The organism is Burkholderia sp. MSMB1589WGS (genome assembly GCF_001636105.1).
GTDB classification, from domain to species: Bacteria; Pseudomonadota; Gammaproteobacteria; order Burkholderiales; family Burkholderiaceae; genus Burkholderia; species Burkholderia humptydooensis.
Map to the genome: position 1 here is coordinate 293155 of NZ_LNJT01000008.1, position 18946 is coordinate 312100.

Sequence of the window (18946 nt, forward strand, 5' to 3'; positions counted from 1 at the left end):
GTTTCGAAGGCGTAGGCTCGACGCGCCGCATCACTGCACCGCAAGATCGAAGATCCGCGTCATCGGCGTCCATTTCATGCCGGCGGGCGTCCACGGCGTCGGCTGCTGGAACGTGCCCATCAGCGCTTCCCACTCGACGATCTTCGCGTCGGCGCGCGCGTCGGCGTCGAAACGCGCCGCGTCGAACCGCGCGTCGTCGGTTTCCATCACCATCGTCATCCGCGTGCCGAGCCGATAGATCTCCATCGCCACGACGCCATGCGCGCGAAGATGCGCGGCGACCTCCGGCCAGATCCGCTCGTGATGCGCTTCGTAGCGCGCGATCGCATCCGGGTCGTCCTTCAGGTCCAAAGCAAGGCAGTAACGCATCGCGCGCTCCGTCGTCGATCGTCGGGGAAGCCGCGTCAGGTCAGCGCGCGATCGAGATGCGTGTAGCCGCCGTCGACGAACAGCCACTGCCCCGTCGTGTGCGACGCGCGCTCGGACAGCAGGAACACCGTCGTCCACGCGATCTCGTCGGCGCTCGTCATCCGCTTGCCGAGCGGGATCTTGCGCGCGATCGACTGCAGCTTCGCGTCCGGATCGTCGAACTGCGCGAGCCAGTTCGCGTAGAGCGGCGTCATCACCTCGGCGGGAACCACCGCGTTCACGCGCACGCCGTCGCCCGCGAGCGATGCCGCCCATTCCCGCGTCAACGAAAGCTGCGCGCCCTTCGATGCGCAATAGCCGCTCGTGCCGCCTTGCCCGGTGATCGCGGTCTTCGACGACACGTTGACGATCGCGCCGCGGCTCGCCTTCAGATGCGGCAGGCAATAGTGCGCCATCACGTAGTAGTGGATCAGATTGCTCGCGAGCGACGCGACGAATGCGTCGCGGCCCGCGTCGAGCCCGACGCTGTCGTTGACGCCCGCGTTGTTGACGAGCCCGTCGATCCGGCCAAGCGCCGAGATCGTCTCCTCGACTGCCTCGCGGCAGCGCGCGTCATCGGCGAGTTCGACGCGCGCGAAACGCGCGCGCGGCTGCAATGCGAGCATGCGTTCGGCGAACGCCGCGTCGAGCGGGCTGCGGCCGAGCACGACCGGAATCGCGCCTTCCCCGGCCAGCGCGAGCGTGATCGCGCCGCCGATGCCCGAGCCGCCGCCCGTCACGATCACGACCTTGTCTTTCAGGTTCAGGTTCACTTGTCTGCTCCGATGTTTCGACGGGCGCCGCGCCGGATCGCCCGACGGCGAAGCGAAGCGCAGCGGCCGACGCGCGACGCCCGCCCGGTCTTGCCGCGCCCCGTTCGCGTCAACCCTGCACGACCCGCTGCCGCTGCTCGCCGAGCCCCTCGATGCCGACCCTCATCACCTGCCCCGCGCGCAGATAGACGGGCGGTTTCTGGCCGAGCCCGACGCCGGGCGGCGTGCCGGTGGAGATCACGTCTCCCGGCTGCAGGCTCATGAAGCGGCTCAGGTAACTGATCAGGAACGGCACGCGGAAAATCATCGTCGCGGTCGAGCCATTCTGATAGCGATGGCCGTCGACGTCGAGCCACAGTTTCAGCCGGTGCGGGTCCGGCACTTCGTCGGCCGTCACGAGCCAGGGCCCAAGCGGGCCGAACGTGTCGCATCCCTTGCCCTTGTCCCACGTGCCGCCGCGCTCGAGCTGGTACTCGCGCTCGGACACGTCGTTGACCACGCAATAGCCGGCCACGTGCGCGAGCGCATCCGCTTGCGCGATGTGGCGCCCGCCCGTGCCGATCACGACGCCGAGCTCGACCTCCCAGTCGGTCTTCGTCGAGCCGCGCGGGATCTCGACGTCATCGTCGGGGCCGCAGATCGCGCTCGTCCATTTGCCGAAGACGACGGGCTCGCTCGGCACGTCCATGCCGGATTCGGCCGCGTGGTCCGAGTAGTTGAGCCCGATGCAGATGAACTTGCCGACGCGGCCGACGCATGCGCCGAGCCGCGGCGCGCCTTCGACGAGCGGCAGGCTCCCCGGATCGATCGCGCGCAGCCGCGCGAGCGCGTCGGGGCCAAGCGCGCTGCCCGCGACGTCGTCGATGACGCCGGACAGATCGCGAATGCGCCCCTGCGCGTCGAGCAGGCCGGGTTTTTCGTGGGACTTCGCCCCGTATCGCAACAGTTTCATGAATTCGCCAGGTAGGTGAGTGCCAATGAACGGCGCATGAACGCCGCATGCGGCCGCCGCGCGGCGGGCTTCAGTTCGACCAGCCGCCGTCGATCAGATGAATCGCGCCCGTCGTGAACGACGATTCGTCGGACGCGAGATACGCGACGAGCGCCGCGATCTCCTCCGGCTTGCCGATGCGCCCCATCGGCTGGCGCGCGACGAACGCGGCGCGCACCGCATCGATCGGCTCGCCGCGCGCGTGCGCCTGCGCGGCGATGCGTGCATCGAGCGACGGCGATTCGACAGTGCCCGGGCAGATCGCGTTGCAGCGAATCCCGTGCGTGACGAAGTCGGCGGCGACGGCCTTCGTCAAGCCGATCACGGCCGCCTTCGTCGCGCCGTAGACGAACCGGTTCGGCACCCCCTTCACGCTCGACGCGGCGGACGCCATGTTGATGATCGAGCCGCGCTCGCGCGCGAGCATCGCGGGCAGGAATGCGCGGATCGTCCGGTACATCGACTTCACGTTCAGATCGAAGCCGAAGTCCCATTCGTCCTCGGTCGCGTCGAGCACCGAGCCCGCGTGGACGAAGCCCGCGCAGTTGAACAGCACGTCGACGGGGCCGATCGCACCGGCGAGCGCGCCGATCGCCGCGCCGTCGCGCACGTCGAGCACGCGCGCATCGAACGGGCCGTCGCGCAACGCGTCGATGCGGATGTCGGTCGCGATCACGCGCGCGCCTTCGCGCGCGAGCCGCTCGGCCGCCGCGCGGCCGATGCCCTGCGCGGCGGCCGTGACGAGCGCCGTCTTGCCTGCCAGTCTTTCTCCCATGTTCAGCTCCCGATGAAGTGATCTCTGCCGGATGAAACGTATCTGTCGATGTGTCGTCGCGCTTGCCGGTCGCGCTTGCCGTTCCCGGCCGCGTGGCGCCTGTCGCGAACGGCGCGCGAAGCGCATCGCATGCGTTCCGGGATGCGCGCCGCGCCCGCTCATAGCCGGTAGAACGCAGCGGCGTTCGCGCCGAACACCGCGTCGCACGCGCGTTCGCCGACGCGCGCGGCGGTCAGCGCGCGCGCGCTCGCATGCCAGAGCGCGTAGTCGCCGTTCAGGTCCAGCACCGGCCAGTCGCTGCCCCAGATCATCCGCGCCGCGCCGAACGCGCCGAACAGATGGTCGACGTAAGGAGCGATGGTTTCGCGGCGCCAGCCGTGCGCGGCCTCGGTCGCGAGCCCGGACAGCTTGCAGTGCACGTTCGGCAGCGCGGCGAGCGCCGCGATGCCGTCGGCCCACGGCTGCCACGCGGCGCGGCCCGCGCGGATCGGCGGCTTCGCGCCGTGATCGACGACGATCCGCAGCCGCGGAAAGCGGCGCGCGAACGTCGCGAGCGGCGCGAGATGGCGCGGCGTCACGAGCGCGTCGAACGCGAGGTCGAGCTCGACGAGCGCGTCGATCGCGGGCGCGAGCGCCGGGTTCGCGATCCACGCGGCATCGTGCAAATCCTGCAGCATCGGGCGCACGCCCTTGAACGCAGGATCGCGCGCGAGCGCGGCGAGCGTGTCGCGCGCATCGGGCGCATCGAGCGGCGCCCAGCCGACCACGCCCGCGATCGACGGCTCGCATCGTGCGAGATCGAGCAGATAGCGGGTCTCGTCGACGGTCGGCGCCGCCTGCACGGCGATCGTGCGCGCGACGCCCGCCGCCGCGCGCAACGGCGCGAGATCGGCGGGGCCGAACGGGCGATACAGCAGCGCGAGCGCGGGCGTGAGCCAGCCGTAGTCGCCGCGCGACGGATCCCAGTAGTGCTGATGGGCGTCGATGATGCCGGTCACGCGCCGCTCCTTCCGGTCGACGGCGCTGCCGCCGCATCCGATGTCGCGCCAACCGCGCTGCCACGCGCAAGCCTCGCCCGTCGTCCGGCGCCGAAGACTTCCTTCGCCGCCGCCGTCATCCGCCGCGCCGCCGCGCTCATGCCTGCCGCGCCGCGCGCAGCGGCCCCGCGACGGGCAGGCACGCGGGCCCGAGCGGCTCGAACGCCTTGTAGGTCAGGATGAACTCCTGATGGCCGAGCGCCTCGGATTTCGACGTCGCGCCGCTCGCGACCGCGAGCGTCTTCGCGAGAATCTCGCGGCCGACTTCGTCGAGCGTCGCGCGGCCTTCGAGGATGCGGCCCGCGTCGACGTCCATGTCGCCCTCGAGCTTGCGGTATGTCGCCGGATTCGCGCACACCTTGACGACGGGCGCGAGCGCGGAGCCGACCACCGAGCCGCGGCCCGTCGTGAACAGGATCACGTGCGCGCCGCATGCGATCAGCTCGGCGATCTCGGCGTTGTCGCTGATGTTCGGGAATCCGAAGCGCGGCTCGCCGTCCGGCACGACGTCGAGCAGATAGAGGCCCGGCGTCGGCGGCACGTCGCCCGGCTTCACGATGCCGACGATCGGCGACGCGCCGCTCTTCGCATACGCGCCGAGCGATTTCTCCTCCTGCGTCGTGAGTCCGCCGTCCGCGTTGCCGACCGCGAAGCTGCCGTGTCCGAGGATCGAGTAATAGCGCTCGGCCTTCTGCACGCACGCGACGATCTCGCGGCCGAGCTCGGGCCGCGCGGCGCGGTTCTGCATGTGATATTCGCAGCCGACGAGCTCGCCCGTCTCCTCGAACAGGCACGCGGCGCCCTGCTCGACGAGCAGGTCGAACGCGCGGCCGACAGCCGGATTCGCGGTGATGCCGCTCGTGCTGTCCGAGCCGCCGCAGATCGTGCCGACGATCAGCTCGCCGATGCCCATCGGCACCTTCGCCTGCTTCGCGAGCGCCGCTCGCGCATCGCGCACCCAGTCGACGCCCGCGCCGATCGTACTCAGCGTGCCGCCCGCGTCCTGGATCGTCAGCACCTCGGCCGGGCGGCCGCTCGCGCGCACCGCGTCGACGAGGTAGCGCTTGTTCATGCTCTCGCAGCCGAGCGATACGAACAGCACCGCGCCGACGTTCGGATGCGTCGCGAGCCGCTCGATCATCTTTTCCGCGTAACCGTTCGGATAGCAGCCGGGAAAGCCGATCAGATGCACGGGCGGCGCGTCGGCCGCGGGCGGCGCGGCGCCGCCGAAGCGCAGCGGCGTGCGGAACTGCGCGACGATCTCCCGCGCGACGTGATGCGCGCACTCGACGAGATACGCGACCGCGACGACGTTGCGGATGCCCTTGCGCCCGTCGCTGCGCGGATAGCCCGCAAGCACCGCGCGGCGCACGCCGTCGGGCGGCACGCGCTCGCCTTCGGCGGAAATCGCCGCGAAACCCGGCGTCGAGACTGTCATGGACATGAATGGTTCACCTCTGAATAAACGGTTGCGGCCGCGTCAATGTGCGACGAACGCGTGGCCCGCGTCGTGCGTGTACGTCGGCAGGTAGTCGCTCACGAGGTTGTGCGTGTGCAGATGCTCGCCGCGCGCGACGTCGCGAATCACGTGGCCGATCGGCGCGCCGTAGCGCAGCACCTTGTCGTTCGCCGCGAGCGGCGCGCGCGCGAGCTTGTGTCCGATCTCGATCGTCTGCGCGAGCACGACGCGCTCGCCGTCGATCGTCACGCACTGCCCGGCGCAAAGGCGCGTCGCCGCGATCAGGCAGTTGTCGTCGGGCGACAGCAGCAGCAGCCGCGCGTCGGCGGCGGGCGCGCTCACGATTGCCCCTCGCCACCCGCGACGCGAGCGACCATCAGCGCGCCCAAAATAATCGCGCCGTAGATCGCCTGAATCCAGAACGACGGCACCTGCGCGAGCGTCAGCAGGTTCTGCACGACGCCGAGCAGCAGCACGCCCGTCAGCGCGCCGAGCATCGTGCCCTTGCCGCCGTCGAGCGAGATGCCGCCGATCACCGCGGCCGCGAACACCGTGAAGATCATCCCGCTGCCCTGGTTCGCGTTGATCGCGCCGACATAGCCCGTGACGACGAGCCCGCCGATCGACGCGAGCACGCTGCCGAGCACGAACACGCCCCACGTGATCCGCTCGACGCGAATCCCGGCCGCGCGCGCGGCCTCGCCGTTGCCGCCGATCGCGTACAGCGCGCGGCCGAGCCGGTGGTAGCGCAGCATGAACGCCGCGCCGCCGAACACGGCCGCCGCGAGCCACACGGACAGCGGCAGGCCGAACACGATCGTCGTCGCGAGCGCGAAGAACGACGGCGGCATGTCGAACAGCGTGCCGCCCTTCGTCGCGCCGACGAGCATCCCGCGCAGCACGATCAGCATCGCGAGCGTGACGATGAACGCGTTCAGGCGCATCCGCACGACGAGAAAGCCGTTGACGAAGCCGATCAGCGCGCCGATCGCGACGATCGCGGCGAGCCCCGCGGCGGCGGGCCACTGGAAGCCGAAGCCGGCGGACGAGGCCGGCATCACGAGCATCGCGCCGATCGCGGGCGCGATGCCGACCGTCGATTCGAGCGACAGGTCGAACTTGCCCGTCAGCACGATCAGCGATTCGGCGAGCACGACGAGCGCGAGCGCCGCCGACGCGCCGAGCACGCTGATCAGATTCGCCTTCGTGAGAAAGCTCGGGCTCACGAACGCGCCGATCGCGATCAGCAGCATGAGCGCGGGCAACAACGCGAGGTCGCGCAACCGCGCGATCTCGAACGGCTTGCGCGCGACGGCGCGCGCCGGCCCCGGCGGCAGCGCGGAACTCGTCAGGCTAGACTTCATGGGCATCGACTCCTTCGATGGATGCAATCAATTCGTTGTCCTGCCAGCCGGCCGGAAACTCGGCGACGATGCGCCCGCGGAACATCACGAGCACGCGGTCGCAGGTGCGCAGATCGTCGAGCTCGCCCGACGCGACGAGCACCGCCTTGCCGTCGTCGCGCACGCGCCCGACGACGGCGAGCAGCGCCTCCTTCGATTTCACGTCGACGCCCGCGGTCGGATCGATCAGCACGAGCACGCGTGGATCGTTCGCAAGCGCGCGCGCCATCACGACCTTCTGCTGATTGCCGCCCGACAGCCCCGACACCGGCTGCCGCGGCCCCTGCGCGACGATGCCGAGCGCGTCGATCATCCGCGCGCCGAAGGCGTGCTTTTTCGCGGGCGGCGCAAGCCCGAAGCGCCCGAAGCGCCCGAGCGCGCCCGCGATCGTCATCGATGCGTTCTCGGCCACCGATTCGCCGAGCACGAGCCCTTCGCGATGGCGATCCTTCGGCACGCAACCGACGCCGCGCGCGAGCGCGGCGGGGACGTTGCCCGGCGGCAGCGCGTCGCCGTCGATGCGGATCGCGCCCGCGCGCGGCGCGCGCAACCCGGCCACCGCCTCCGCGACGCCCGTGCGGCCGCTGCTCGTCGCGCCGGCCAGCCCGACGACCTCGCCGCGCCGCACGCAAAACGACACATGCGCGTAATCGCCGCCCGCGAGGCCGTCCACTTCGAGCGCGCGCGGCGCATCGGCCGGCAGCGGCGGGCGGCGCGCCGCGTCGGCCACGGCGAGCCCGCCGCGCGCGCCCGTCATCGCCTCGATCAGCGCGTCGCGCGGCAGCGCCGCCACGGGCGCGCTGACGATGCGCCGCGCGTCGCGCAGCACCGTCACCGCCTGGCAGATGTCGTACACCTCCTGCAGGTGATGCGAGATGAACAGGAACGTCACGCCGTCGCGCTGCAGCTCGCGAATCCGCGCGAACAGCCGCTTGATCTCGTCGCCGTCGAGCTGCGCGGTCGGCTCGTCGAGGATGATGAAGCGCGCGCCGTACGACAGCGCCCGCGCGATCTCGACGAGCTGGCGCGCCTCGACCGTCAGGTCGCCCGCGCACGCGTCCTCGCCGACGTCGATCCGCCAGTGGTCGAGCAGCGCGCGCGCGTCGCGCCGCAGCGCGCGCCAGTCGATCGCGCCGCGCTTCGTCGGCTGCCGGTTGATGAACAGGTTCTCGGCGACGGTGAGCTCGCGGATGATCGTCGAGTGCTGATAGACGCACGCGACGCGCGCGCGCCAGCCGTCGCGATCGGCGAGCGGCGGCGCATCCTCGCCGCCGAAGCGCACGATGCCCGCGTCCGGCTTGCGCAGCCCGGTGAGAATCGACACGAGCGTCGACTTGCCCGCGCCGTTGCGCCCGACGAGCGCGTGCGACTCGCCCGGCCGCACGCACAGATCGACGTCCGCGAGCGCGGTGTGCGGGCCGAAGCGCTTGGTGACGGCGCGCGCCTCGACGACGGGCGCGCCGCCGCACGCGGCAGCGGCGGCAGTGACATCGGCGGTGGCGGCGGTCGCGTTCATTTGATCGTGTTGCCCCACAGGCTCTTGTCGTCGACGTTCGCCTTCGTCACGAGCGGCGCCGGCAACTGGTCTTCGAGAATGCCCGGCGCGCGCTGCACGATCACGCTGCCGTGATCGGTCGGCCCCGGCCTGAACGTCTGGCCGGCGAGCGCCGCCTTGATGTAGAAGAGCCCGTAGCGCGCGTACAGGTCGGCGGGCTGCGACACGGTGGCGTCGATGTCGCCGCGGCGGATCGCTTCGTATTCCTGCGGGATGCCGTCGTTGCTGACGATCACGACGTGCTTCGCGTCGCCCGCCGGATACAGCATCTGCTTGCGGCGCAGCGTTTGCAGCGTCGGCGACAGATAGACGCCGCCCGCCTGCATGTAGATGCCCTTCACGTCCGGATTCGCGGTCAGCAGGCTGTCGAGCGCGGTCGCGGCGACGTCGCCCTTCCACGCGGCCGGGATCTCGAGCACCTGCAGGTGCGGATAGCCCTTCATGCACGCGCGGAACGCCTCCGAGCGGTCGCGGCCGTTCACCGACGCGAGATCGCCCATGATCTGCACGACCTTGCCCGCCTGCACGTGCTCGCCGAGGTACTTGCAGGCCTTCTCGCCGTATGCGCGGTTGTCGGCGCGCACGACCATCGCGACCTTGCCCTGCGTCGGCGCGACGTCGACCGCGACGACGCTCACCTTGCGCGCGGCCGCCGCGTCGAGCGCGCGGCCGATCGCCGCCGAATCGAGCGGCCCGACGACGATCCCCTTCGCGCCGAGATTCAGCAGGGTGGTCATGTCCGTGATCTGCTGCGCGGGATCGCCGTTCGAATTGACGGGCGCGAGCGCATCGATCTGCATGTCCTTCGCGTAATGCAGCAGATAGTTGTTGTACGACTGCCAGAACGGCGAAGTCAGCAAAGGCAGGTCGAGCCCGACCTTGCCCGTGTCCGCGCCCGCCGGCGCGGCGGCGATCGCGCCCGCCAGCGCGACGCACCCGGCGAGCGCTCGCCCGCGATTGATCCACGTCATGCCTGCCTCCTTTCCTCTGATGTTTGTCGGCCCGGCGTGCGGACCGTTGCCATATGTTCACTGGCGAAATTATTATTTATATACGGACTTTTTGAAGTCAAGGAGACCGTGGCGCAGAATGACTGCGTATTTTCCCTATCCCTGTCCTCACCCCTATCCGACGCACCCGATCGCCAACATGAACGCCAGGAAACCACGACCGGCCGGCCCCGCCGACGAACCGCAGGATCTCGACGATGCGGACCGCTACCGCGCGCCGGCGCTCGACAAGGGGCTCGACATCCTCGAACTGCTGTCCGAACGCAAGGATGGCTTGACGCGCACGGAGATCACGAAGGAGCTCGGCCGCAACGCGAGCGAGATCTACCGGATGCTCGAGCGGCTCGTCGCGCGCCAGTACGTGATCCGCTCGCCGGGCGGCGACCGTTATTCGCTGAGCCTGAAGCTGTATGCGCTCGCGCACCGGCACCCGCCGATGCACCGGCTGATCGCCGAGGCGCTGCCGCCGATGCAGCGCTTCGCGGACGCGGCCGAGCAGTCGTGCCATCTGTCCGTCTACGATCGGGGCAACCTGCTCGTGATCGCGCAGGTCGACGGGCCCGGCATCTGGGGGATGTCGGTGAAGCTCGGCTCGCGTGTCGGGCTCGTCGATACCGCGTCGGGCCACGCGATGCTCGCGTTCCAGTCCGCCGAGCAGCGCGCGCACATGCTCGCCGAGCACACGAAGGTGAAAGGCGAGCAGCCGCTCGCCGCGCGCAATCTCGACGCGCGTCTCGACGCGATCCGCGCGGCCGGGCACGTGCAGCAGGACAGCCGCCAGATGTTCGGCGTCACCGACGTCACCTACCCGATCCTCGGCCCGGCGGGCCAGGCGATCGCCGTGCTCACGTGCCCGTACATCCGCCGGATCGACGCGTACGTCGCGCCGCAGCTCGACGAGGTCGTCGCGCTGCTGCACGCGACGGCGGCGCGGTTGTCGATGGTCGGCGAGGCGGCCGTGTGACGATCGCGCCGGCGCGGCCGGGCCGCGCGGTCAGTCGGTCAAACCGGCGGCGGATCGCCGAGCCACCTCTCAGGCAGGCAAGGTCAGTCGGAATTCGTGGGGGGCCGCAACGGGTTGGCCAAGCAGCGGTCTGTCAGATAGAAGCGCTGCATGAATGCAGCAGGCGATCGATAATCGAGATGCGCCTGCGTGCGTTGCCGGCTGTGGAAGATCTCGATGTATCCGCGGATCGCGGAAAGCGCCATCGGCAGCGCCGTAAAGCTCGATACGAGGAACCGCGAAGCGACATGCCCTGCCCGGGCATGTCGCTCATCGAACACAAGCCAGGTCCGACCGAATCGTTCCTGACGACGCGGCTTCGCTCAGAACTGATAGCCCGCGCCCACCACCGCGCCGAAGTCCGAACGGCTGTTGCCCGTCACCGACGCCTTCACCACCCACTTGTTGTTTTCGGTCACGTAGCTGTAGCCGGCCGCGAAACCCTGCTGGCCGTGATAATTCGCCGTCGCGGCCGACACCATCGAACGGCCCGCGCCGGTCGGTTGCGGCAACCCGGCCACCGCCATCGCCGACGCAACGCCGCCGTACATGTCTTTCTTCAGGTCGTTGAACGAGTTGTACACCTGACCGATGCGCTGATCCGTATAAGCCTTCGCATCCGATCTGGCCGACTGGACGTTGTCGTTCAACTGCTGAACGTTGACGGCGTCGGTCGGGGCCGTGCCGGCCGCGACGTTCGTGACTTGGCGTTCGTTGCCCTTCGCGCCGACCGAGAACGAATTGTCGCGATCCGCGACCGAGCCTTGACCGACTGCGACCGAATTCTTGCCGCTCGCCGTCGCCGTCGAGCCGAACGAACCCGCCTCCGCGCGCGCGATCCAGTTCGTGTTCGCATCGGTCGCCGTCGCCCTGACCCTTTCGTTGTCCGCAACGTTCTTCAGCGCGCTGTTCAACTGGCCGACATTGACGGCATCGTTGTTGTTGACGCCCGCGGCAACGCCCGTCAGAACGCGGTCGCCCGACGTGCCGGAGAAATTCACCGACGTGCCGCCCGTGTCCTTGCCGACCGTGATCGGGCTGCCCACGTCTTGCTGCTGCACCAGACCGGCCTTGCCGTTCGCAACATCGTCCACCTTGTTTTCGATGTGGGTCACGCGGTTATCGAGATTGTTGATCGCCTGCGTGTTTTGCGAGACTTGCTGATTCGTCGCATACAGTTGCGAACCGTTCACCGCCTGGGTGCTGTCGGCCGACAATTTGCCCGCCGCGACGTTGTTGATCACGACCGGCCCCGAGCCGTTGCCGACGAGCGTCACCGAGTTCAGGCGCGCGCCCGTCGTCGGATCGACATCGTATTGGACGGCGTTTTTCGTGCCTTCCTGCACCGCGCCCGCCACCTTGTCGTTCAACTGCTTCACGTTCACGGCGTCGGTATCCGCGATGCCGGTTGCGACATTTTTCAGTTGCACCGGCGCCGACTTGTCGCCGCCCGCGAACGTGACGGCGTTCAGACGCGTCGAGCCATCGGCGCTGTAATCGTACTGAACGGCGCGCGAAGCCTTGCTGTCCACGCCGCTCAGGTCGCCCTTGAGCGCATTCAACTGCTGGCCGTTCACCGCGTCGGTGCTCGTGTCGGAAATCTCGCCCGGCGCGACGTTCGTGATTTTCTGCGGCGAAGCCGAGCCATGCGAGGCATCGTATGCGCCGAGCGTCGAATTCCACTGCAACGCGTCTTGCTTGAGCGCCGAAATGTCGGTCGTGTTGTTCGCGATGTTCGTCACGTTCTGCGTCACGCGGCCATCGATCGCGGTGACTTGATCGCCGAGTTTCGTCACGTTGCCGCTGATGTTGCTGATGCTCGCTTCGGTCGCGCCGACGCGTTGATTCGTCGCGTACAGTTGCGCGCCGTTCACGGCGTCGGCGCTGGTTGCGTTCAGCGCGCCCGCCGCAACGTTGGTGATCGTCACCGCGCCCGGCTGACCGCCGGCGAGCGTGATCGAATTCAGGCGATCGCCTTGCGCGCCCGTGTCGTACACGACCGCATTCTTCGTCGCGCCGCCGATTTGACCGTTGATCTGGTCTTGCACGCTCTTCAGTTGCGCGCCATTGATCGCATCCGTGCTCGTAGCGGAAATGTCGCCCGCCGCCACGTTCGTGATTTTCTGCGCGGCGCCGCTGCCGTGAGAAGCGTCGTACGCGCCGGCCGACTTCGACCATTGCAGCGCGTCTTGCTGCAACGCGCCGATTTGGGTCGTGTTGTTCGTCACGCGCTGATCGATGTTGTCGATCTGCGTGGACAGATCGCCCGTCGCTTTCGACAGTTGGCCGACGTTCACGGCGTCCATTGCATCCTTGCCGTCCGCGACGTTTTTCAGCGCGACGGCCTGCGACGCGCCGACACCGCCGAGCGTCACCGATTGCTTGCCCGCGTCGTCGTACTTCACCGACAGCTTGTCGGACGCTTGCAGGTTCGTGATGTCCGTCGCGTTCTGCGCGACCTGTTGATTCGTCGCGTACAGTTGCGAGCCGTTCACGGCATCGCTGCTGTCGGCCGACAGCTTGCCGGCCGCGACATTCGTCATGGTCGTGCCGTTCGCCCCTTGCAGCGTCACCTTGTCGAAACCTTCCGCGCCGTCGTATTTCACGTTGCGCTTGTCGGCGGCCTGCAGATTCGACACGTCGGCTTGCGTGCCGACGAGACTCGTGCTCAGGTTCGTGACGTTCGCGTTCGTCTGACTGAGCGATGTGCTCAAATTGGTCACGTTGCCTTGCAGATTCGCGATGTTCGTAACTGCCGACGACAGCGACGATTGAATCGGCGAAATCGCGCCGTCGAGCTGACCGACGTTCACCGCATCGTGCGCGTCCTTGCCGTCCGCGACGCCCTGGATCGTGGTGCCGTTCGCGCCCTTGAGTGTAATCGACGATTTGTCGGCGCCATCGTATTTCACCGAGAGCGCGTCCGAAGCCTGCAGATTCGTGATGTTGCTCGTAGCCGTGGAAAGCGACGTATTGATGTTCGCGATCTGGCCGCCGATCGTCGTGCCGAGGTTCGTGACGTTCGTATTCGTCTGGTCGATCTGGCCTTGCAGACCGCTGTTGACGTTCTTCAACTGCTGAACGTTCACGGCGTCCGTATCGGCCGCGCCCGCTGCGACGTTTTTCAGTTGACGCTCGTGAGCGAGCGAGCCGAACGACACGGCGCCGCCGACAGGCGCCGCCGTGCCGCCGAAAACCGGCGTGCCGCCGTTGTTCGCCCCCGCCGCGCCCGAGCCGATCGCGATCTGATCGTCTCCGTTCGTCACCGCTCCTGCGCCGATTGCGATGGCGCGCTTGCCTGCCGCGCGCGTTTGCGTGGTTGCGTCGTACGTTGCGCCGCCCGACACGCCATCGTTGCCGCCACCGACCGCCGAACCGATCGCGATCGACTGCGAATCCTGCGCGAGCGCCGAATGGCCGAGCGCGATGCTGCGGTCGCCCTTCGCATCCGCGACGTTGCCGAGGGCCATCGAAAAATCGCCGAGCGCCGCCGATTGGCGGCCCACCGCGAGCGACGTATTGCCCGCCGCGACCGCCACCGTGCCGATTGCCGTTGCCGAATTCGCGAGCGACTGCGCGCCGACGCCTACGGCGATCGCGCCGCCGCCGCCGGTGCCCCCCTTGCTGTTCGCGTTCGACTGGTCGCCGATCGCAATGCCGGCCACCCCGGCTTTCGCGTTGGTCCCTGCACTGTAGCTCGAACTGCTCACCGCGACATAATTTCCGCTCTTCGTTGCGACGCAGAGCGGGTTCGTGCCGTCGATGCATTGACCGCTGAGTGCGTTGTCCGGGTTGCCGCGATCCACGAAGTTGGCTTGAGCGTGGGCGGCTCCCGAGGCGAGAAGACCCGTGCCCGCGAACATCGTCGTGACGATCATCGAAATGTGTTTCTTCTTCATGCTTTCTTCTCCGTTCTACGTAGCGTCTGGTTAATTAAGAACTACTAACTTGCTGAACTGCATGTCGATCACGAGTCCGACAATGGACGAACGCGAATCGCATTCCGCGCACATCGACACTCGCGCCGATGCGCGCGGCCATCGGTCTGAGGGCGTCGATCATTGAGGCACGGGCCGCCAACTCCGGGCCGTGCGGCATTTCCGCCGGAAGGTCCGGCCGCCTATCGCCCGGAGGCTCGCCTTTCCGGTAACAAATCCTCTTGAATCAGGTACACATATGATTTTTCAAAAATCACCGCGGCATCGAATACATCAGCCGACACGATTTTAAAAATCATAAAATCCGGATATTCAGATCACGGTCTATTTTCATCACCCCACGCGAATCACGCACCTTCCGCCTTCGATATTGAGCAGCCGATAAATAGAGATGAATCAGCGCGCGCCAATCCCTCGGCATCAATCCGATTTCATCAGGCCCCTTCCATTTAAGTTCATTTCCGGACTGCGGCGCCGCCACTTACACTCTTTATCCACCCGAGTAAGTTCGGCATCTAACTTTCGGGCAGATTATGAAACAGCAACCATCAGGAACAAAGGCATCATTGTTTATAAATTGTCAAATTCTCACTCATTCCCCTCTCCTTTAAAATCTTTAATACTTAATGTTTTCCAAATAGGAAAAATACTTTTCCAGAGCGGATCGCATGAAATTGATGTCACGCGACATACCGGGCAGAAATCCCGGATACCCCAGAACACTCGACCAGCGGGGAACCAGTGGCGAACGATCATCACGATGAGCGACACGCTCGACAAGCCTCACCGGCAACGGCGTTTTTGCCTTGCCGCGAAAGCTGAAGATTCGACGCGCCCGTGCCGATGCCGCCCGTATAACCGGTCACGGTCACGCGCGAGAAACGCTTGCCGCATTGCTGATTCGGCGGATAAGCGAGCTTCAAGAACATGCGTGTAGCGGTTATTCGGATCGCCAAATCTCTTTTTTGGCGGAAATATTCTTTTCTGGCGCGAACATCATCAACATATTTCAAAAGCGTGCCGAATGCCGGCCGCCTGAAATATCAAATAAATTCAAATCGAGCAAAAATCGTCACCGCCAAAATAGAACCGTGATACGGTTCGAGACGTTTCATCGCGGCCGTCCGGTCTTGCGGCGCTTGCCCGCCGCCGCCCCGCTCTCTGCCTGAACAGGCAGCGCGGCAGGACGACTGAGACGGGATACCCCCAAGCGTCAGTTTCGTCAGCTTATAATTTTCTGCACCGATGTTTTGCCCCAATGGAGCCGGCGGAACGCGGCGCCCGCAGACCAACTAAATCAGACCATTCCGATTCGTTCGCAACCATGTCAGCTCGCTTGCCCAGTTCGACGTCGCTTCGCGCCGCGCCGGTTCTCTCAGACGCGCACCTTCTTGTCGTGGATGACCGGCCGAACGAACTTCAGTTGCTGGTCGAGATCTTGCGCGCCGCGCACTGCCGGATCAGCGTCGCGTTCGATGGCTTGCAGGCGTACCATCGCGCGCAGGCCATTTCGCCCGACCTGATCCTGATGGACGTGCGCATGCCGCACATGGACGGCTTTGCCGCATGCCGGCTGCTCACGTCCACGCCGTCGACCCAAGCCATCCCGATCATCATGCTGACCGCCGCCGGCGACCTCGAGGATCGTATCGAGGGACTCGAGATCGGCGCGATCGACTACATCATCAAGCCGTTCGAGCCCGCCGAGGTGATCGCACGCATCCGGAATCATTTGAAGAAGCCGCCCGGCAGCCGGCCCCCGGAGCACTTGCCCGCCCTTCCCGACCATCCGGACGCCTCCCTGGTGCGCGCCGCGAGCGAAGTCCTGCTGCGCGACCTGCGCAATCCGCCGGCGCTCGAGGCACTCGCCAAACTGGTCGGCACTCACGAAAAGCGGCTGTCCCGGGTGTTCCGCGACAACCTCGGCCAGACAGTGTTCGAATATCTGCGCGACACGCGGTTGCGCACGGCGCAGCGCTTTCTTGCGCAAACATCGATGGGCATTGGAGACATTGCCCAGGAAATCGGCTTTTCCAACGCAGGCAATTTCGCGACCGCCTTTCGCGAGCGCTTCGGCGTCACGCCGTCCGATTGGCGGCGGCTGCACGGCCGCGGCAATGCAACCGGCACCGCCGAAGGCCGGCAACCCGATGCGTAGCCTACGCGGGCCTTGCGGCCGTGCGCGTCACGTCGCGCTGTTCATTCTGCTGGCCGCATGCCTCACGTGGATGACGGCACGCGCCGCGACGGCCGAAAGCCCGGCGCGACTGGACGGCATATCGATCTTCGAGGACCCCACGGCCGCGATGCCGGTCGATCGGGTGCTTGCGCGCCTCTCGAACGCGCAGGGCGGCTTTTTGCCGGCAACGCGAGCGCGGCTCAATCCGGGGTTTTCCCGGTCTGCGTGGTGGCTGCGCGTCACGCTCGTCAATCGCGACAGCGCCGAGCATCCGCTCGTGCTGGCACTGCGCGATGCGCGTATCGACCAGGCGGATTTCTATATCTTCCGGAATGGACGATGGACGCTCGGCGCGCGCTTCCCTTCGCATGACGCCGATGCAGGCGGAATGCCGCCGCGGTATCCGACGCTCGACACGACGCTGCTTGCCGGCGAAAGAATTCCCGTCCTGGTGCGAGTCACGTCCCGCAAGACATTGCGGCTGGCGCCGGCGGTGTTCACCCGTGCAGCGTGGCACGCCCACGAGGTGCGCGCCGCCATGTGGAATTTCGGCCTGTTCGGCGGGCTGCTGGCGCTCGTATGGTGCGCGCTGCTGGTCGGCTTCTTTTCCCGCAGCACCGCGTTCTATCTGCTCGCCGCCTTATGCCTCGGCACGACGCTGTTCGAAGCGGCATTCCGCGGCTATACGCGGGCGTATTTATGGCCCGATGCGCCCGAGTGGTCGGCGCGCAGCGAAACGCTGTTTGCGTATTTTTCCCTTGCGCTCTTCATCGTGTTCGTCTTGAAGATCGCGAGAGGCGAGAAGGTCGACATGCCGGTGCAGGCCGCGTATGTGGCGATGCTGTGCCTCCAGTGCATCGGAATGGCGGGCGCCGCGTTCGGCGATCTCCTGGTCTTCGCCCGGTTCTGCCTGCAACTGAACATCGCATTCGCCGTCCTGAACGTCTGCACCGCGCTGCTGCTTGCCCGACGCGGCACCCCGACCGGCCGTCTGATGCTGGTCACGATCGGCTTCGCCCTCTTCAACTTCCTGATTCGGGTCGTCGACGGGATGGATGCGATGCCGCCGGCGCTGTCATGGCTCAGATCCGACATTTACCCCAATCCCGTCATCGCGATCATCGGTCTCGCCACGCATCTGATGGTTCTGGCCGCCTGGATCAACCACGTGGGGCGTCAACGCACCGAGGCGAGAAAGCGCCTCGAACACTGGCAGCTCACGGAGCAGGACCGCCTGCGGGACGAAGTCGCGAAGCGCACGGTCGCGCTCAACGAAGCGCTGCATCAGGCGCAAACCAACATGCAGCAGAAAATCGAGACGCTCGGGTATGTCAGCCACGATCTGCGCGCGCCGCTGTCGACGATCAACGGGTATTCGAAGCTCCTGCTGCAAAGCGCAACGTCGAGCCAGTCCCGGCTGATCCAGTCCATCGACCGAAGCATCCGCTATCAGCTCGCGCTGATCGACGAGCTGCTCGCATATACGAAGGCCGAGCTCCAGCCGCTCGCCCTTTCCCCCGAGGCCACGGATTTGCCCGGGCTGCTGGACGACATCGGCGGCTACGCCGTCGCGCTCTGCGCGCAGCAGGAAAACCGGTTCGTCTATCAGCCGCTGACGCCGCTGCCCCAAACGCTCGAAATCGACGGAATCCGTCTCCAGCAGGTATTGCTCAACCTGCTTTCCAACGCATCGAAATTCACGCGCAAGGGTGTCGTCACGCTCTCTGCCCATGCGCGCCGGCAAGCCGATGGCTACCGCATCGGCATCGAAATCACCGACACGGGCATCGGGATCGATCTCACGGAACGCGCCGACATCTTCCGCGCCTATCAGCAGGTCCACGTCGTCAACGGCGGCACCGGGCTCGGTCTGTTCATCGCGCAGCGCATCGTGAGGGCCATGAATGGCGAGCTGGCCGTCTCCAGCCAGCCAGGTGTCGGAACGTCGTTCTCATTCGAGATCGCCGCGCCCGCCGTCGGGCACGCGCTCGTCTCTCCGGCGGCGCGTCCGGGGCCGTCGCAGCCGGACGCCGACGCGGAGCATGCCCCCGCTTCACGCGCGACTCGCCATCCGTGCGCCGAGGCGCTTGACGAACTGGGCCGACTGGCCAGGGATGGCCGCCTCACGGATATCGAGGACTGGATCGGCCGATATGCGCACGATCCCGGCTATGCGGCCTTCTTGCAGGAAGTGCGAGAGCATGTCGACGCGCTGGATTTCCAGCGAATCGAGGCGCGGGTGGATGCGTTGCGACACGCAGGCGAGCCGGGCCCGCCCCCCGCCGCCGAAACGCAGGCCGCCGCGCATGCGCGGCCGGCATCCAGGCGCACGCTGAACCCCGCGGAAGACGGCTGCGCCGGATGAACGGCGTTGCCGCTCGATGCGGCGGCGCATCGCCGGCACGCCCGTCACCG

Annotated in this window: 16 protein-coding genes; 3 read left to right on the top strand and 13 right to left on the bottom strand. The window is 67.1% G+C overall.

From position 1 onward, the window contains the following. Positions 1-30: 30 nt before the first annotated feature. The 10 genes from WT16_RS19360 to WT16_RS19405 all read right to left on the bottom strand — a co-directional run bounded on the left by WT16_RS19360 (position 31) and on the right by WT16_RS19405 (position 9372). Positions 31-369, bottom strand: a complete 339-nt coding sequence (locus tag WT16_RS19360; protein ID WP_009914716.1) for an L-rhamnose mutarotase — start codon at positions 367-369, stop codon at positions 31-33. 35 nt (positions 370-404) lie between these two features. After that, complete coding sequence (locus WT16_RS19365; protein ID WP_015603101.1) at positions 405-1181, bottom strand: SDR family oxidoreductase; 777 nt, start codon at positions 1179-1181, stop codon at positions 405-407. A 109-nt stretch (positions 1182-1290) separates the two neighbouring features. After that, positions 1291-2133 (bottom strand): ureidoglycolate lyase, encoded by an 843-nt coding sequence (locus tag WT16_RS19370; protein ID WP_006027529.1) that lies wholly within the window; start codon positions 2131-2133, stop codon positions 1291-1293. 70 nt (positions 2134-2203) lie between these two features. After that, positions 2204-2947 carry an SDR family oxidoreductase gene (locus WT16_RS19375; RefSeq protein WP_059930150.1) on the bottom strand — a complete coding sequence of 248 codons (744 nt, stop codon included), beginning with the start codon at positions 2945-2947 and terminating at the stop codon, positions 2204-2206. Between the two features lie 158 nt (positions 2948-3105). Further along, a complete protein-coding gene (locus tag WT16_RS19380) occupies positions 3106-3945 on the bottom strand; it encodes an amidohydrolase family protein (protein ID WP_063533991.1) in 840 nt (279 codons plus the stop codon). Between the two features lie 136 nt (positions 3946-4081). Then, positions 4082-5428 (bottom strand): UxaA family hydrolase, encoded by a 1347-nt coding sequence (locus WT16_RS19385; RefSeq protein ID WP_009914711.1) that lies wholly within the window; start codon positions 5426-5428, stop codon positions 4082-4084. Positions 5429-5464: 36 nt separating this feature from the next. After that, a complete protein-coding gene (locus WT16_RS19390) occupies positions 5465-5785 on the bottom strand; it encodes a UxaA family hydrolase (RefSeq protein ID WP_015602652.1) in 321 nt (106 codons plus the stop codon). After that, positions 5782-6807: an ABC transporter permease gene (locus WT16_RS19395; protein ID WP_059930158.1), complete on the bottom strand. Its 1026-nt coding sequence runs from the start codon at positions 6805-6807 to the stop codon at positions 5782-5784. The genes WT16_RS19390 and WT16_RS19395 overlap by 4 nt, the downstream gene beginning before the upstream one ends. Continuing rightward, positions 6797-8362 (bottom strand): sugar ABC transporter ATP-binding protein, encoded by a 1566-nt coding sequence (locus WT16_RS19400; protein WP_063533992.1) that lies wholly within the window; start codon positions 8360-8362, stop codon positions 6797-6799. The genes WT16_RS19395 and WT16_RS19400 overlap by 11 nt, the downstream gene beginning before the upstream one ends. Then, entirely contained in the window at positions 8359-9372 is a 1014-nt protein-coding gene (locus tag WT16_RS19405; RefSeq protein ID WP_006027536.1) for a sugar ABC transporter substrate-binding protein, read from the bottom strand. The genes WT16_RS19400 and WT16_RS19405 overlap by 4 nt, the downstream gene beginning before the upstream one ends. A 178-nt stretch (positions 9373-9550) precedes the next feature. Between WT16_RS19405 and WT16_RS19410 the strand changes: the two genes are divergently transcribed. Further along, the gene (locus WT16_RS19410; RefSeq protein ID WP_063533993.1) at positions 9551-10375 is read left to right on the top strand and encodes an IclR family transcriptional regulator; all 825 of its coding nucleotides are present in this window, start codon (positions 9551-9553) and stop codon (positions 10373-10375) included. Between the two features lie 83 nt (positions 10376-10458). Here the strand turns inward: WT16_RS19410 and WT16_RS34490 are convergent, their stop codons facing one another. From WT16_RS34490 to WT16_RS33830, 3 genes are all read right to left on the bottom strand, one after another. After that, positions 10459-10620 carry a hypothetical protein gene (locus WT16_RS34490; RefSeq protein WP_006027538.1) on the bottom strand — a complete coding sequence of 54 codons (162 nt, stop codon included), beginning with the start codon at positions 10618-10620 and terminating at the stop codon, positions 10459-10461. Positions 10621-10737: 117 nt separating this feature from the next. Further along, positions 10738-14313, bottom strand: coding sequence for a YadA-like family protein (locus tag WT16_RS19415; RefSeq protein ID WP_063533994.1), 3576 nt, complete (start codon positions 14311-14313; stop codon positions 10738-10740). 794 nt (positions 14314-15107) lie between these two features. Then, positions 15108-15281, bottom strand: a complete 174-nt coding sequence (locus WT16_RS33830) for a hypothetical protein (protein ID WP_156442981.1) — start codon at positions 15279-15281, stop codon at positions 15108-15110. A 395-nt stretch (positions 15282-15676) separates the two neighbouring features. Between WT16_RS33830 and WT16_RS19420 the strand changes: the two genes are divergently transcribed. Further along, on the top strand, positions 15677-16510 hold the full coding sequence (locus WT16_RS19420) for a response regulator (RefSeq protein WP_015604074.1): 834 nt from the start codon (positions 15677-15679) through the stop codon (positions 16508-16510). Then, on the top strand, positions 16503-18896 hold the full coding sequence (locus tag WT16_RS19425) for a sensor histidine kinase (RefSeq protein WP_063534901.1): 2394 nt from the start codon (positions 16503-16505) through the stop codon (positions 18894-18896). The genes WT16_RS19420 and WT16_RS19425 overlap by 8 nt, the downstream gene beginning before the upstream one ends. Positions 18897-18946: the final 50 nt, after the last annotated feature.

What these genes read in the sequence shown, in the direction of transcription:
- WT16_RS19415 (WP_063533994.1), bottom strand. Translation starts at nt 14,313, where the DNA reads ATGAAGAAGAAACACATTTCGATGATCGTCACGACGATGTTCGCGGGC.
- WT16_RS19400 (WP_063533992.1), bottom strand. Translation starts at nt 8,362, where the DNA reads ATGAACGCGACCGCCGCCACCGCCGATGTCACTGCCGCCGCTGCCGCG.
- WT16_RS19370 (WP_006027529.1), bottom strand. Translation starts at nt 2,133, where the DNA reads ATGAAACTGTTGCGATACGGGGCGAAGTCCCACGAAAAACCCGGCCTG.
- WT16_RS19360 (WP_009914716.1), bottom strand. Translation starts at nt 369, where the DNA reads ATGCGTTACTGCCTTGCTTTGGACCTGAAGGACGACCCGGATGCGATC.
- WT16_RS19385 (WP_009914711.1), bottom strand. Translation starts at nt 5,428, where the DNA reads ATGTCCATGACAGTCTCGACGCCGGGTTTCGCGGCGATTTCCGCCGAA.
- WT16_RS33830 (WP_156442981.1), bottom strand. Translation starts at nt 15,281, where the DNA reads ATGTTCTTGAAGCTCGCTTATCCGCCGAATCAGCAATGCGGCAAGCGT.
- WT16_RS19395 (WP_059930158.1), bottom strand. Translation starts at nt 6,807, where the DNA reads ATGAAGTCTAGCCTGACGAGTTCCGCGCTGCCGCCGGGGCCGGCGCGC.
- WT16_RS19405 (WP_006027536.1), bottom strand. Translation starts at nt 9,372, where the DNA reads ATGACGTGGATCAATCGCGGGCGAGCGCTCGCCGGGTGCGTCGCGCTG.
- WT16_RS34490 (WP_006027538.1), bottom strand. Translation starts at nt 10,620, where the DNA reads ATGGCGCTTTCCGCGATCCGCGGATACATCGAGATCTTCCACAGCCGG.
- WT16_RS19375 (WP_059930150.1), bottom strand. Translation starts at nt 2,947, where the DNA reads ATGGGAGAAAGACTGGCAGGCAAGACGGCGCTCGTCACGGCCGCCGCG.
- WT16_RS19410 (WP_063533993.1), top strand. Translation starts at nt 9,551, where the DNA reads ATGAACGCCAGGAAACCACGACCGGCCGGCCCCGCCGACGAACCGCAG.
- WT16_RS19425 (WP_063534901.1), top strand. Translation starts at nt 16,503, where the DNA reads ATGCGTAGCCTACGCGGGCCTTGCGGCCGTGCGCGTCACGTCGCGCTG.
- WT16_RS19420 (WP_015604074.1), top strand. Translation starts at nt 15,677, where the DNA reads ATGTCAGCTCGCTTGCCCAGTTCGACGTCGCTTCGCGCCGCGCCGGTT.